The sequence below is a fragment of the Xanthomonas sp. WHRI 10207 genome, from assembly GCF_040202975.1.
Lineage (GTDB): Bacteria > Pseudomonadota > Gammaproteobacteria > Xanthomonadales > Xanthomonadaceae > Xanthomonas.
The window spans coordinates 820,951-835,026 of record NZ_JBEGDX010000003.1 but is presented as its reverse complement, the minus strand read 5'-3'; the positions used below and the strand labels follow the sequence as shown (position 1 = coordinate 835,026).

Below are 14,076 nucleotides of genomic sequence, written 5' to 3'. Positions count from 1 at the left end.
CCTGTGAGGGCCGCCGTTCCTTGGGGCTTCTTTCCCCGGGGGCGGATCATATGCTATTCGCGCGCGCTTTTCATCGCTACTAGGTCGCAGTGTCGGCATGTCTCAGACAGAACGGACCGCTGCCTGGGCCGGTACGTTCACGCGGCGCAGCCGCTGGCGCAGGCACCTTTGCACCACCCCGTCCCTCCTACTCCCCCAGGCCTTCCATGCTCCGACCGCGCGCGTTGTCTGCTGCCTTGCTGCTCTCTCTCACCGGGCTGTCGATGCCGGCCATCGCTGCGGATCAGTGCGATTCCAGCCGACTGGGGCGCACGCCGCCAGCGGTCAATTTCCGGGTCGACAACGACCTGTTCGGCGGAGAGGACCAGGATCAGGGGTATTCCAACGGTGCGGTGCTGACGCTGGTCTCGCCCAACCTGGTAGACTACACCGACGACCCGTGCCTGCCGCGCACCGCGCGCTGGGTCAACAGCTATCTGGAGCGGCTGCACCCAGGCGAGTTCGATCAGCAGAACATGGTGTTTTCGATCGGCCAGGCAATCTTTACGCCCACCGATTACACCCGTCGCGACGTGATCCCGGAGGACCGCCCGTATGCGGGCATCCTGTTGGCGAGCTTCGGCTACAACGCGCGCAACGATGCGCACCTGCGGACCACGCAGCTGCAGATTGGCGTGGTCGGCCCGTGGGCCTTTGCAGAGGAAGCGCAGGATGCGATCCACGATGCGCTGGGCGACGAGAAATTCCAGGGTTGGGACAATCAGCTGCATAACGAGCCGCTGATCAATCTGGTGCACGAACGTATGCGCCGGTGGCCGGCCGATGCCAGCAGCAATGCCGATGGATTCGGTTGGGATTTCATCTCGCACTGGGGCGGGGCGGTCGGCAACATGGCCACGCATCTGAACGCCGGTGGCGAAGCGCGTTTTGGCTGGAAACTGCCGGACGACTTCGGCAGCACCCCCACCCGCCCGGCGGGCGAAAACACTGCGCCGAGCCGGCTGGGACGTTCCAGTGGCTGGTCGAGCCATCTGTTCGTGACCACCGACGCGCGCTGGGTGATCCGCGATATCACCCTGGATGGCAACACCTTCCGCAACAGCCACAGCGTGGACAAGCGCCCGTTCGTGGGCGATGTCGGCTACGGCCTGGCCGTGATGTACGGTCGATGGAAGTTCGCCCTCGCCCGTTACCACCGCACCCGCGAATTCGAGACCCAACGCGAAACCCCGGTGTACGGCAGCTTCACGATCAGTCGGATGCTTTGAGGGCTGCGATTGGGGAGTCGGGATTGGGGATTCGTTAGAGCGGGCTGCTGGGGCTTTGCGATGGTCTGCAGCCTGATCGAGAGCGGGGATTGGGGAGTTGGGATTCGTTAAAGCGAGCTTCTGGGGATTTGCACCTGCTCTGGCTGTTGCCAGTCTCGAATGCCAACTCTCTAATCCCGCAACCAAAAAAGCCGGCGAAAGCCGGTTTTTTTGGTTTGACCATTCGAACTTGCTGCCGCGTCCACATAGCCAGCGTCCCGTTTAACCAGATGCACCTGGTCAGGGATTAGGGAGTCGGGATTGGGATTAGTCCGAGCGGCTGCGGTTGCGTTGCACCTGCTCTGGCTGTTGCGAATCCCGAATGCCAAATCCCCAATCCCACAAACAAAAAGCCGGCTTTCGCCGGCTTTTTGCTGCACTTATTCCGATTCCCACCACATCCAGAACGAATCCCAGAGGCGCTTGAAGAAGCCGCCCTCCTCCACCGCGTTGATGGCGACCAGCGGGGCCTGGGCGATGATCTTGCCGTCGAGGCTGACCTTCACGGTGCCGACCTGCTGGCCCTTCTTGATGGGCGCTTCGAGATTCTTGGCCACGTCCATGCTGGGCTTGAGGTCGTTGTAGCGGCCGCGTTGCAGGCTGACCAGCAATGGCTGCGCCACGCCCAACTGCACTTCGTCCTGCTCGCCCTTCCAGACCTTCTGCTTGGTCACGACCTTGCCGGGCGCGTACAGGCTGTGGGTTTCGAAGAAGCGGAACCCCCAGTTGAGCAGAGCCAGGCTGTCAGTGGCGCGTTGTTCTTCAGAGGTGTCGCCCATGACCACCGCGATCAGGCGCTGGTCGCCGCGCTTGGCCGAGCTCAGCAGGCAGTAGCCAGCCTCGGAGGTGTGGCCGGTCTTGATGCCGTCCACCGCCGGGTCGCGCCACAGCAGCCGGTTACGGTTGCTCTGCTTGATGGTGCCGACCTGGAATTCCTTGATCTTGTTGTATGCATAGGTTTCCGGGTAATCGCGCACCATCGCGCGGCCCAGCATCGCCAGGTCGTAGGCGGTGGAATGATGGCCTTCGGCACTCAACCCATGCGCATTGACGAAGTACGAATTCTTCATGCCGATCTTGGCGGCGTAGCTGTTCATCAGCGAGGCAAAGGCTTCTTCGCTCCCGGCCACATGCTCGGCCAGCGCAATCGCGGCATCATTGCCGGACTGGATCGCCATGCCCTTTTCCATGTCTTCCAGACGCGCGGTCTGGTTAACCGGGAAGCCGCTATAGCTGCCATCGGTGCCGGCGCCGCCCTCGCGCCAGGCGCGCTCGCTCATCATGACCTGGTCGTCGCGCTTGACCTTGCCGTTCTTGATTTCCGCGGCCACCACGTAGGAGGTCATCACCTTGGTGATGCTGGCCGGTGCCAACTGCTGATGGATGTTGTCGCCGGCGAGCACCTGCCCGGTGGCGTAGTCCATCAGGATCCAGGATTTGGACACGGCCGGCGCGGGTGCGGGCGGAACCGGCAGTGCAGCCGGCGCGGCAGCCACAGCGGGAGTCGGCTGCGGCGCAGGTGTCTGGGCGCAGACCAGGCCGAAGGCGAACGTGGCCACGGCAGCGGCGGCGAAGCGGAATTTCATTGAAGAACGACTCCTGACGGGCCCGAAGGCTGGGTAATACGAAATTGTAAGGTGCGATGAAGATTCAGGCGACGCGCGCAGGGACCGGCGCGCCTCCACAGTTCAGCGTGACTGCTGGCGTACCGCGCGGGACGTGCGCCGCACCGATGCTGCAGAGCGCCTACCGGAGCCGCGCTGTCGCGCGGTTGGGCGCAAGCGCCGTGATCAGACGCGCTCGCTCGATGGCGGCTAACCACGGCGTATCGGTCTGTGCTCAGTTGGCGACGATCTGCGGACGTCCAAAGCCCAGGCCGGCAATCCGCTGGGAAATCTCCGATGCGTTGGCGTGGTCGCGTGCGTTGACGCGCAAGCGCCACAGGGTGCGGCCACCGCTGACGATGTCGCTGACGCTGGCACCGGCGATACCGGCCGAGGCCAGCTGCGACAGCGCGCGGTTGGCATTTTCGCGGCTGGCAAAGCTGGCGACCTGCAACAGGATGTCGCCCAGCGCGGTCTCGGCCACGCTGGGTGCCTTGGCCGGCATCGGATCGGGCTTGAGCGGACGCGCAGCCACGCTTTCCGATGCCTTGACCACGGCAACGGCGACCGGTGCGGCGGCAGCTGTGGTTGTCGCGCCCGTCGGTCGCTGCACGGCAGCGGCAGGCTTGCCGGTGGCCACACGCACGCCCTGCGTCTTCATCCAGGCATCGAAGTTGTCGGCATTGCCGGGCTGGCGCGAATCGGCCACGCGATAGCGCCAACGCTCGCCGGCCGCAGTGACCGGTGCTGCAGCAATCGCTACTGCAGACGTGACAACCGCTGTGCCCGCGCCTGTCGTCACCGTGCGCGGCGGAACCGTGCGCGTGGGCAGACGCTGCACCAGACCATCGATCTGGCTGCTGCCCGACGCCGGCCGCGCGGTGGCAACCGCCGTCGTGACCGGCACCTGGCCACGATTGCGCTTGGCCAGCAGGTTGCCGTTATCGGCTTCAGTCAGCCCGCGCACTTCGACATTGCCGGTGCCCCTGCCGGTGATGCCCAGCTTGACCGCGGCGGCGTAGCTCAGGTCGATCACGCGGCCATCGTGAAACGGGCCGCGGTCGTTGACGCGCACCACCACCGAATCGCCGGTGTCGGTATTGGTCACCAGCGCGAAACTGGGCAGCGGCAACGTCTTGTGCGCAGCGGTGAAGGCGTACATGTCGTAGACCTCCTTGTTGGAGGTGAGCCGGCCATGGAATTTGCTGCCGTAATACGAGGCGGTGCCGCGTTCGACATAGTCGCCCGGGTCGTCCATCACCACGTAACGCTTGCCCAGCACTTCATAGGGCGAGCGATTGCCGACCGCCGAGCGCGGCTCGTTGGTGACCAGCGGTTCGGGGATGCAGGCCACGTTGGGCACGTGGTCGGGCGTGGTGTCCTTGACGCCGGGTTTGTACAGGCCGCCGGCGGTGTAGTCGCCGCGCGTGGACGGGTCTTCCTTGGCGGCCGCATACGGCGAGGTCGACGGGCATCCGGTGGCGACGTACGCCGGCCCCTTGCCGTCGATCTTGACGCCCTTGATGGCGCCGCCGCCCTTGGCAGCGACGCTTTTCTTCGGTGCGCTGCTACAGGCCGCCAGGCCGAGCATCAGCGCCATCGGGATCAGCCACTTGGGGCCTGTCATGCTGTTCATGCCGGGGGTAACTCCTTGCCGGCGATGGCCTCGGACAACTGGAACACGGCCATCGCATACATCTTGGAAATGTTGTATCGGGTGATCGCGTAGAAGTTCTGGAAGCCCAGCCAGTACTGCTTGCCGTTGGCGTCGTCCAGGCTGATCGGCGTGGCGGTGCTACCCGCCACCACCGGCGCGCCAGGGTGATACCCGCGCGCAGACAGATCGGCCAGCGTGTACACCGGCGACCAGTCGGTGGGATTGAATTCTTCGCGGCCGGCAGCCAGCGTGGCCGGCACGGCGACTTCACCGCCGCGCACCCAGCCGCCCTTCTTGACGAAGTAATTGGCGATCGAGGCGAACACGTCGTTGTAATCGGTGAACAGATTGCGCTTGCCATCCGCATCGCCATCGACACCGAACTGGCGGTAGCTGGAAGGCATGAACTGGCCCATGCCCATCGCGCCGGCGTAGCTGCCGATCAGGCTGGTGACGTCGAGTTGCTCTTCCTTGCCGAGCGCGAACAATTGGCCGAGTTCATCGCGGAAAAACAGCTCGCGACGCACTTCGCGCTCGAGCTTGGCCGGGTCGCCGCTGCGCGGGTAGCGGAACGCCAGCGTGTACAGCGCATCCAACACGCGGTACTTGCCGGCATTGCTGCCGTAACTGGTTTCCACCCCGATGATGGCCACGATCACCTGCGCTGGCACGCCGGTGGCGGCTTCGACCTTGCTCAGCTCGGCGCGGTGCTCGGCCAGGAATTTGCGGCCCCCATCGATGCGCGCCTGGGTGATGAACATCGGCCGGTATTCGTTCCACGGCTTGACCCGCTCGGCCGGGCGCGACATCGCGGTGACGATGGCGTCCTTGAATTGCGCCTGCGCCAGCACCGCTTCGATCTGCGCGGCGTCGATGCCGTATTTGGCGGCGGTGTCGCGCACGAAGTTGGCACGTGCGATCTCGAACGGCACCGGAGTCAGATCGACCGGCGGTAGCGCAGGCGCCTCGGCGGCGGCACTTGCAGGCGCGACCGGAGCCACGGGCGGCTTGGCCGGAGGCGCGCTGGCGGCCGGCGGCGGGGACGGAGGGCTGGGCTGGGTCGCGCAGGCGACAAGGCCGAGGGTGAGCAGGCAGGTCAGAGTGCGTCGAATCATCGGCCGAGGGTAACAGACATCAGATGAACTTCTGGCAATAAGACCATGAAACGAAAAGACTTTAGCCAAAGTCAAGGTCTGCCGCAGCAGGTGGGGCAGTTTGGTGGCTGGGGAATCGGGATTGGATTGGGATTGGGAGCGGCGCCTGGCAGGAGCGGGAGTCCGGCCACGCGGCGCGCTAGCCCGATATGCACCACTGCCGTGTGGGTGCCGCGCTAACAACTGGGTGCTCGACGGTGATTGCGATCAGCTGATCGCGGGCAAGATCGCCGCGCTGATGTCAGTGACGCGAAGGCGGCCGTCGCCCCCTTGGAAAGAACCGAAGACAGCTACCCGGCTTGGCAGCTCATGGGACATCAAAGCCCACTGCCAAACTGCTGCATCGGCTGAGTAGCCTTGGCAGAAGACCAGGCGCGGCCGCTAGGATCGGCCGCGCCTGGCGCATCACAGTGCCGGGAAGCGCGGCGCGCTCGAGCAGGTCGGTATGCCGCCGCCGACTTGCACCGGCGCAGTGGTGACACCGCTCCCGGTCGGAGTCAGCGCGCTGTTGCTCAGCCCGATCTGCGCGTTGCTCGCATTGACCGATGTGTTGCTGGTCGCCACGTTGGCCAGCACCAGATCAAGCCGCGTCTGCGCATCGTAGCCACGCAGAATCCAGCCCTTGCCGCCGGCATCGTTCGCACTGCGCAGCCCGTCGACGACGATGTCGTGGAAGGTCGGTTTGGTGCCGGTAGTACCGTTGGCATAGAACGGGTTGATCACCAGCGGGCTGGTCACGCCGTACAGGCAGGTGTTGCGATACGTGACCTGGCTGACCGGCCCACCCTTGACGATGCTGGTCTTGATGCGCAACCCGTTGTTGTCGGTGCTGCGATTGCCTGCATCGTCGGTGGACACCAGCGCGTTGTTGTCGACCAGCACATTGCTGACGCCGGACATCACTTCGCTGCCGATGGAGATGCCATGCGTGCCGTAGCAACGCGTATTGCGCACGGTGATGTTGGCGGACTTGGAGGCGATGGTCTTGATCGCCACGCAATCGTCGCCGCCCATCACATCGTTGTCGTGGAGAGTGGCATTGACCACGCTGTCCAGATCCAGGCCATCGGTGTTGGGACTGGTGGCCGGCGACTTCACCCGCACGCCCCAGATGGTCAGGCCATCGATGATATGCGCGAAGAAATGGAAGTACGCCGCGTTGATCAGGTTGATGTCGTACAGCGTAAACGCCGTTGAATTCTGCACCTTGATCAGGTCCGGGCTGTTCTGCACCAGGCCGGCCGCCTTGGCGTCTTCGCCCAATTGCCACCAGGTGGTGCTCTTGCCCAGCATGGTCAGATCGCCGCGGCCATCGATGGTGCCCTGACGCCCGCCGATGCGGATGCCCATGACGCCCGACTTGGCGCCCTTGACGCTGATCAACGGCGCACAGCCGCCGCTCTTGGAACCGGCCACGCCGCAGCCGCTGCCGTAGTCGGCCGGATTGCGTGAGCCGTACAAGGTGACGCCCTGGTCGACCACCAGCGTGACGCCACTGGGAATGGTCAGCGGGCCAGTCAGAAACGCGTTGCCACTGCCGCTGGTCAACAGCACGCTGCCGTTTTTACAGGCATTGAGCGCGGCCTGGATGGTCTTGGTATCAGGCGGCGAGCGCTCCAATGCATCATCGAATTGACGCCCGCTCGGCGTCAGGCCGGCCTTCAAGGAGGGCGGACACGTGGGCGGAATTGCCGGTTGCGCGACAGCGCGGGCATCGCCCGTGGCGAAGGTGACAGCGCTGGCCTGCGTGGCAAGCATCAGACAGACACCGCCGATGGCGGCGGTTAGCAATTTCATGGAAACAGGCACCCGAAAGAGAAATGGCGCGCGCCTGCATAGGCAACGCGACGCGGCCGCCATCACTGCAGCGGCATAGCGGACTCTACGGAGCACACATCGCACATGCAGAACGCGAGCGAACCGGATGCCGCCCGAGCGAAGCCAGCCTACGTCGAGGTGTCGTCATTGCAACGCAGCGCGCAAAAACGCGATGCCATCGCTACATTGCCCACGCGGTGACACACGCGTGTCGCATCAGTCGGCGTTGCAATGCGGAGCATGCCGCTTGCGCGTGGGTTGACGCGATGCAACGCGCCAACGGCATGACGCTATGCGTCAGTACCCATGCACCGGCCGGTGCGCCTTCACTGCCATCACCAGGCCCAATCCGGCCAGCAACGACACCGCCGAGGTGCCGCCGTAACTCATCAAGGGCATGGGCACGCCGACCACCGGCAGCAGGCCGGAGATCATGCCGCCGTTGACCAGCACGTAGACGAAGAACGCCAGACCGGTGGCGCCAGCGACCAGGCGCGAATAGGTGTCGCGTGCCTGCGAGGCGATCCACAGGCAGCGGCCGATGACGATGAGATACAGCGTCAGTACGGTGGCCACGCCGATCCAGCCGAACTCTTCGCTGAGCACCGAGAACGCAAAGTCGGTGGTCTGTTCGGGAATGAAGTTCAGATGCGATTGCGAGCCCAACCCCCAGCCCTTGCCATCCAACCCGCCAGAGCCAATCGCGATCTTGGACTGGATGATGTTCCAGCCGGCGCCGAGCGCGTCGTTCTCGGGGTTGAGGAACATCATGATGCGGTCCTTCTGGTACGGCCGCAGCAGCCAGAACCAGGCGATCGGCGCCGCCGCCGCCACGCCGCCCAAACCCACGGCCACCCACCACCACGGCAGACCAGCCAGCAGCAGCACGAACACGCCGCTGGCGGCGATCAGCACGCCGGTGCCGAAGTCCGGCTGCAACATGATCAACGCGGTGGGCACGCCGATGATCATGCAGGTGACCAGCACGGTGGAGATGCGCGGCGGCAACGGCATGCGGTGCAGATACCAGGCCGCCATCATCGGCAGGCTGATCTTGAGCAGCTCGGCCGGCTGCAGATAGAACACTTTCAGATCCAGCCATTGCCGGCCGTATTTGCCGGTGCCTAGCGCGAACACCGCCAGCAACGGCAGCATCGACAAGCCATACACCCACGGGGTCCAGGCGCGCAGGCGCAGCACCGACATGCGCGAGATGCCCCACATCGCGGCCACGCCGATGACGAAGCGGATGCCTTGCGCCATCACCAGATGATCGCCGTTGGCCGTGCCGCCAGCGCTCTTGAGCACCGACAGGCCGATCACCATCAACGCGCCCAGCGCCAGGCACAGCACCCAGTCCAGGCTGCGCGTAAAGCGCGCGGCCATGTCCGCCAACCAGCGCAGGATGTCACTCAATGATCGGTCTCCTGCACCGCATCCGGCACATCCGGTATCACCGGCTGCGCGGGCGTGCTGGGATCCAGCGCAACGGCGGTCTGACCGATCACCACCGGCAATTCTTCCAGCGTGGCGGCGGCCGCATCGCCGACCGCACGTGCATCGGTGGCGCCGGCTTCGAATTGGTTGACGCCCACGGCGGTCATGCCGAGTTCGCTGTCCAGCGGCAGGATGCCCGCGGGCATCTTGCCCAGCAGCCAGGCGTCGAAAATCTTGCGCGCAATCGGCGCTGCCGAGCTGGTACCGAAACCACCACCCTCCACCGCCACCGCCACCGCAATGACCGGGTTGTCGGCCGGCGCAAAGCCGACGAACAGACCACGATGGCGCAGATGCATCGGCAGACTGCGCGGGTCCACGGCGGCCACGCCCTTGCGGCTGACCACCTGCGCGGTTCCGGTCTTGCCGGCCATCTGGTAGGGCGCGCCGGGCGTGATGGCGTAGCCGGTACCGCCCGGGCGCATGGTGTCCATCATGCCCTCGCGCACCACCTGCAGATGCGCCGGATTCGGGCTGACCGGCTTGCCCGGCGGCTGGATCATCGGCTGCCAGGGGTGATCGAAGCCGGTGCGTTCTTCCAGCACCAGATGCGGGCGCAGCAGCAGGCCGCTGGCGATCGCCGAGACGCCGCGCACCAGCTGCAACGGAGTCACCTTCCAGTCGCCCTGGCCAATGGCGATGTTGACGGTGTCGCCGGGGTACCAACGCTCCTTGCGGCTCTTGTACTTGTAGGCCGGCGACGGCAGGATGCCGCCGATTTCGCCCAGCAGATCCACTCCGGTGGGCGCGCCGAAGCCGTATCCACCCATGTAATGGTCGAAGCGCTCGACCCCCATGTCCACCGCCAGGCGGTAGTAGTAGGTATTGACCGACTGGGCGATGGATTTGCGCAGATCGGTCCAGCCGTGGCCGCCACGGTGCGAGTCGCCCCAGCCGCGGCTGACGCCGGGTAGATAGAACATGCCGGTGGACAACACCCGGTCTTCCGGCCGGCGCAGGCCGCTATCCAGGCCGGCCAGGGCGATCAGCGGCTTGAGCGTGGAGCCCGGCGCCACGCCACCGAGCACCAGCCGGTTGAACTGCGGACGCGACGGGTTGTCGTTGAGCATCTTGAAATCGGTATGCGAGATGCCGTTGACGAACAGATTGGGGTCGTAGCTGGGCAGGCTGACCATGCCAAGGATCTCGCCGGTGCGCGGGTCCATCGCAATGGCTGCACCTTCGTGCTCGCCGAACGCCGCCACCATTGCGCGCTGCAGATCGGCATCCACCGACAGCCGCAGATCCGCACCCGACTGCGGCGCGACGCGGCCGACGGTGCGGATCGCCCGCCCCTGCACGTTGGTCTCGACCTGCTCGTAGCCGACCTGCCCGCGCAGGTCCTGTTCGTAATAGCGCTCCAGGCCGGACTTGCCCATATGGGTGAGCGCGGCGTTGCCCTCGCCCAGCACCGCCAGATCTTTTTCGTCGATGCGGCCGACGTAGCCGATGATGTGCGCGAACAACGGCCCATACGGGTAGCGCCGGGTCAGATACGGCTCCAGCTCCACGCCGGGGAAGCGCCAGCGCTCCACCGCAAAGCGCGCCATCTCTTCATCGCTCATGCGCAGCTTGAGGGTGACCGGCAGGAAGCTGCGGCGCGCGCGGCGCTCACGGTTGAAGCGCTCCAGATCCTCCGGCGCGATCGGGATCACCTTGCCCAGCGCGGCCAGCATGGCGCCCATGTCGGCGACCTTGTCCGGGGTCACGTCCAGCCGGAACGCCGGCACGTTTTCGGCCAGCAACCGACCGGTGCGGTCGTAGATCATGCCGCGCCCGGGCACCACCGGTTTGGGCTTGATGCGGTTGGCTTCCGAGCGGGTGGCGTAGACCTCGTGGTCGAGCACCTGCAGCTTGAAATACCACCCGCCCAGGCCGACCAGGCAGATCACCACCATCACAAACCCCAGCACCGCCCGGCGGCGGAATTGCTCGGCCTCGGCATGCGGGTTCTTGGGTTGGCGCCGACCGTGCATGGGCTACTTCTTGCCCCGCTTGCCCAGGCGCACCGCATCCAGCAACACGAACAACGGCGGCCACAGCGCCATGCCCAGCAGCGGCGCCCACCAGTAACTCCACGGCAGGGTCGGCTCGCCGATCGCCAGATGCACCGCCGAAGACACGATGCGGTCGTTGAGCAGCAGCCCGCCGATCGCCAGCGCCTGCTGCGACACCGGGAAAAACCGCATCCGCGCGCGGAAGCGCTGCAGGATGAAGGTCATGATCACCAGCCGCAGCGCCTGCTCGCCCAGCAGCCCGCCATACAGCAGATCGGCCAGCACGCCGGCCACGAAGGCCACACCCAGCCCCACCCGATCCGGCTCCTCGATCACCCAGTAGGCCAGCACCAGCGCCACCCAGTACGGGCGCAGCGGCTGCACCACCTCCGGCAACGGCAGCAGACCCAGCACCAGCGCGATGAGCAGGCTCACCGGCAGGATCCAGGTGTTGCGCATGCGGGTCATTGGTCCGTCTCCGGTGGAGACGCACGGGAATCGGGAATCGGGAGTCGGGAATCGGCAGGAGCGGTGCCTTGCGGCGGCGGCGCATCGTTCGCACGGCCAGCTGGCGACTGCGTGCCGTTGCCATTCCTCGTTCCGGCTGCCCGCAAGCCCTGCGGCGAAGCAGGACGCGAATCAGGCATCGGGATGTTGGATGCATTCGACGCCGTCGCGCGCGCGGGCGTGCTGGCCGGGCGGCCGGACGCTGGCGCACTGGACGGCTGCGTGCCGGGCGCGGCAGGTGTCGGCGCGGACTGGGTGCCCTGAGCGCTGCCGGTGCCGGTGCCGGTGCCGGTGCCCGATGCTGCGCCCGCCGTCGGGCGTGCGGTATCCATCGCCGCGTCGGACACTCCGCTCGCCGGCGTGCGGGGTGCTGCGGTCACCGTCGCGGCGGCAGGTGCCGCGACGCCGTTGCCGTTACCGATTCCCGATTCCCCATTCCCGATTCCCGGCACCACCCGCAGCGGCTTGCCGGCGCGCAACAACAGCACGTCGCGACCGCGGTCGAGTTTGGCGGCAGGGGTCAGCTCGCCGACCAGGAAGGCGTGGGTGTCGTCGGGATGCAGCTCGGAGACCTTGCCCACCGGGAAGCCGGCCGGGAAGCGGCCGCCCAGGCCGGAGGTGACGATCTCGTCGCCCACCTGCACGCCGGCGCTCAGCGGGATGTCGCGCAATTCGAGGCGGTCGCCGCGGCCGTAGACAATCAGGCGCACGCCGTTGCGCGCCACGCTGACCGGCACCGCGTGGTCGGGGTCGGTCAGCAGCAAGACGGTCGAATGCAGCGGGGTCACTTCGATCACCTGGCCCATCAGACCGCCGGCATCGATCACGGCCTGGCCCATCAGCACGCCATCGCGGCTGCCGGCGTCCAGCAGCAAGCGCTGGCGGGTCGGGTCCAGGTCGATATCCAGGATCGGCGCCAGCTGCACGTCCAGGCCACGGCGCTCGGCCACGTTGAGCAGCTCGCGCAACTGGGCGTTATCCAGCGCAGCGGTCTGCAGCCGGGTCAGGCGGGCGTTGGCGACCAGCAGCTGATTGCGCAGGTCGCGGGTTTCTTCCACCAGTTGCGCGTGCGTGGCGGCGTTGTCGCGCACCTGCGACCCGATGCGCCCTGGCAACCCGGCCACTGCCCAGATCGGCTGGATCAGCAGATTGGCCTGCATTCGCACCTGGCTCAGCCAGCTGCCGCGGCTATCGAGCGCAATCAACGTGATCGCCAGCACCAGATAGACCAGCAGCCGCAGCGTGGAGGTGACTTCGCCCGGACGGGAGGCGACGGGAGGACCGGCGTAGGAGGGCACTTTCAGGGCCGGGAATGGGGAGTCGGGAATGGGGAATCGGTGGGCAATGTGCTGCCCACGGAAGGGCTAAGGGATACACGGACGGGAATGCGCAGTGACCACGCAAGGCCGGAGGCGGGGAGCCGCGCGACGATTCCCCATTCCCGATTCCCCATTCCCAGCTCCATTATTCCGGCGCGAAGAACTCGTTGCCGTGCATGTCCACCAGCTCCAGCGCGCGGCCGCCGCCGCGGGCCACGCAGGTCAGCGGGTCATCGGCCACCTGCACGTGCAGGCCGGTTTCTTCGGAGATCAGACGGTCCAGGTCGCGCAGCAGCGCGCCGCCACCGGTGAGCACGATGCCGCGCTCGGCGACGTCGGCGCACAGTTCCGGCGGGGTCTGCTCCAGCGCCAGCTTCACTGCGGAGATGATGCCCGACAACGGCTCATGCAGCGCTTCGAGCACTTCGTTGGAGTTGATCTTGATCATCTTCGGCACGCCTTCGGCGAGGTTACGGCCGGAGATTTCCATCTCCTGCACCTCGTCCTGCGGGTAGGCGCAGCCGATCTGCAACTTGATGCGCTCGGCCGTGGCTTCGCCGATCAACATGCCGTGGTTGCGACGCACGTAGTTGGTGATCGACTCATCGAAGCGGTCGCCGCCCACGCGCACCGACTGCGAGTAGACGATGCCGTTGAGCGAGATCACCGCCACTTCGGTGGTGCCGCCGCCGATGTCGATGACCATCGAGCCGCGCGCTTCGGTCACCGGCATGCCGGCACCGATGGCAGCGGCCATGGGTTCTTCGATCAGGTACACGTCGCGCGCACCGGCCTCTTCCGCAGATTCCTTGATCGCGCGGCGCTCCACCTGGGTGGAACCGGCCGGCACGCACACCAGCACGCGTGGGCTGGGGCGCAGAAAGCGCGACTTGTGCACCTTCTTGATGAAGTGCTTCAGCATCGCTTCGGTGTAGGTGAAATCGGCGATGACGCCGTCTTTCATCGGGCGGATGGTGGTGATGTGGCCGGGGGTACGACCGAGCATCTGCTTGGCCTCCGCGCCGACGGCAGCCACCGAGCGCGTCCCGCCGATTGCGCGGTCCTGACGCACCGCAACCACCGATGGCTCGTTCAGCACGATGCCCTGTCCACGCACGTAGATCAGCGTATTGGCCGTGCCCAGATCGATGGACAGGTCGTTGGAGAACATGCCGCGCAGTTTCTTGAACATCGAGGGAGTTGTTCCTGGGTAAGT

The 14,076-nt window shown here is 66.0% G+C and carries 10 protein-coding genes; 1 reads left to right on the top strand and 9 read right to left on the bottom strand.

Translation table 11 applies throughout. The features are described 5' to 3' along the window. The first annotated feature begins 206 nt into the window (after positions 1 to 206). The gene (locus ABQU90_RS13960; protein ID WP_323521551.1) at positions 207 to 1,268 is read left to right on the top strand and encodes a lipid A deacylase LpxR family protein; all 1,062 of its coding nucleotides are present in this window, start codon (positions 207 to 209) and stop codon (positions 1,266 to 1,268) included. A gap of 419 nt (positions 1,269 to 1,687) precedes the next feature. Here the strand turns inward: ABQU90_RS13960 and ABQU90_RS13955 are convergent, their stop codons facing one another. From ABQU90_RS13955 to ABQU90_RS13915, 9 genes are all read right to left on the bottom strand, one after another. After that, positions 1,688 to 2,893: a D-alanyl-D-alanine carboxypeptidase family protein gene (locus ABQU90_RS13955; RefSeq protein ID WP_055850627.1), complete on the bottom strand. Its 1,206-nt coding sequence runs from the start codon at positions 2,891 to 2,893 to the stop codon at positions 1,688 to 1,690. 253 nt (positions 2,894 to 3,146) lie between these two features. Then, positions 3,147 to 4,547, bottom strand: coding sequence for a septal ring lytic transglycosylase RlpA family protein (locus tag ABQU90_RS13950; protein ID WP_115552952.1), 1,401 nt, complete (start codon positions 4,545 to 4,547; stop codon positions 3,147 to 3,149). Continuing rightward, positions 4,544 to 5,683 carry a lytic murein transglycosylase B gene (gene mltB / locus ABQU90_RS13945; RefSeq protein WP_055850620.1) on the bottom strand — a complete coding sequence of 380 codons (1,140 nt, stop codon included), beginning with the start codon at positions 5,681 to 5,683 and terminating at the stop codon, positions 4,544 to 4,546. Before mltB ends, ABQU90_RS13950 begins: the two co-directional genes overlap by 4 nt. A gap of 444 nt (positions 5,684 to 6,127) precedes the next feature. Beyond that, positions 6,128 to 7,519: a glycoside hydrolase family 28 protein gene (locus ABQU90_RS13940; RefSeq protein ID WP_323521549.1), complete on the bottom strand. Its 1,392-nt coding sequence runs from the start codon at positions 7,517 to 7,519 to the stop codon at positions 6,128 to 6,130. Between the two features lie 318 nt (positions 7,520 to 7,837). After that, positions 7,838 to 8,956: a rod shape-determining protein RodA gene (gene rodA / locus ABQU90_RS13935; protein WP_055850614.1), complete on the bottom strand. Its 1,119-nt coding sequence runs from the start codon at positions 8,954 to 8,956 to the stop codon at positions 7,838 to 7,840. Beyond that, on the bottom strand, positions 8,953 to 11,013 hold the full coding sequence (mrdA, locus tag ABQU90_RS13930) for a penicillin-binding protein 2 (RefSeq protein WP_323521548.1): 2,061 nt from the start codon (positions 11,011 to 11,013) through the stop codon (positions 8,953 to 8,955). The genes rodA and mrdA overlap by 4 nt, the downstream gene beginning before the upstream one ends. A 3-nt stretch (positions 11,014 to 11,016) precedes the next feature. Next, a complete protein-coding gene (mreD, locus tag ABQU90_RS13925; protein WP_115512611.1) occupies positions 11,017 to 11,502 on the bottom strand; it encodes a rod shape-determining protein MreD in 486 nt (161 codons plus the stop codon). Then, entirely contained in the window at positions 11,499 to 12,839 is a 1,341-nt protein-coding gene (mreC, locus tag ABQU90_RS13920; protein WP_323521547.1) for a rod shape-determining protein MreC, read from the bottom strand. Before mreC ends, mreD begins: the two co-directional genes overlap by 4 nt. A gap of 166 nt (positions 12,840 to 13,005) precedes the next feature. Then, complete coding sequence (locus ABQU90_RS13915) at positions 13,006 to 14,052, bottom strand: rod shape-determining protein (protein WP_006452025.1); 1,047 nt, start codon at positions 14,050 to 14,052, stop codon at positions 13,006 to 13,008. Positions 14,053 to 14,076: the final 24 nt, after the last annotated feature.

Excerpts from the sequence above, each read along its gene's own strand:
- ABQU90_RS13955 (WP_055850627.1), bottom strand. The coding sequence starts at position 2,893 with ATGAAATTCCGCTTCGCCGCCGCTGCCGTGGCCACGTTCGCCTTCGGC.
- mltB (WP_055850620.1), bottom strand. The coding sequence starts at position 5,683 with ATGATTCGACGCACTCTGACCTGCCTGCTCACCCTCGGCCTTGTCGCC.
- ABQU90_RS13940 (WP_323521549.1), bottom strand. The coding sequence starts at position 7,519 with ATGAAATTGCTAACCGCCGCCATCGGCGGTGTCTGTCTGATGCTTGCC.
- mrdA (WP_323521548.1), bottom strand. The coding sequence starts at position 11,013 with ATGCACGGTCGGCGCCAACCCAAGAACCCGCATGCCGAGGCCGAGCAA.
- ABQU90_RS13915 (WP_006452025.1), bottom strand. The coding sequence starts at position 14,052 with ATGTTCAAGAAACTGCGCGGCATGTTCTCCAACGACCTGTCCATCGAT.
- mreD (WP_115512611.1), bottom strand. The coding sequence starts at position 11,502 with ATGACCCGCATGCGCAACACCTGGATCCTGCCGGTGAGCCTGCTCATC.
- ABQU90_RS13960 (WP_323521551.1), top strand. The coding sequence starts at position 207 with ATGCTCCGACCGCGCGCGTTGTCTGCTGCCTTGCTGCTCTCTCTCACC.
- ABQU90_RS13950 (WP_115552952.1), bottom strand. The coding sequence starts at position 4,547 with ATGAACAGCATGACAGGCCCCAAGTGGCTGATCCCGATGGCGCTGATG.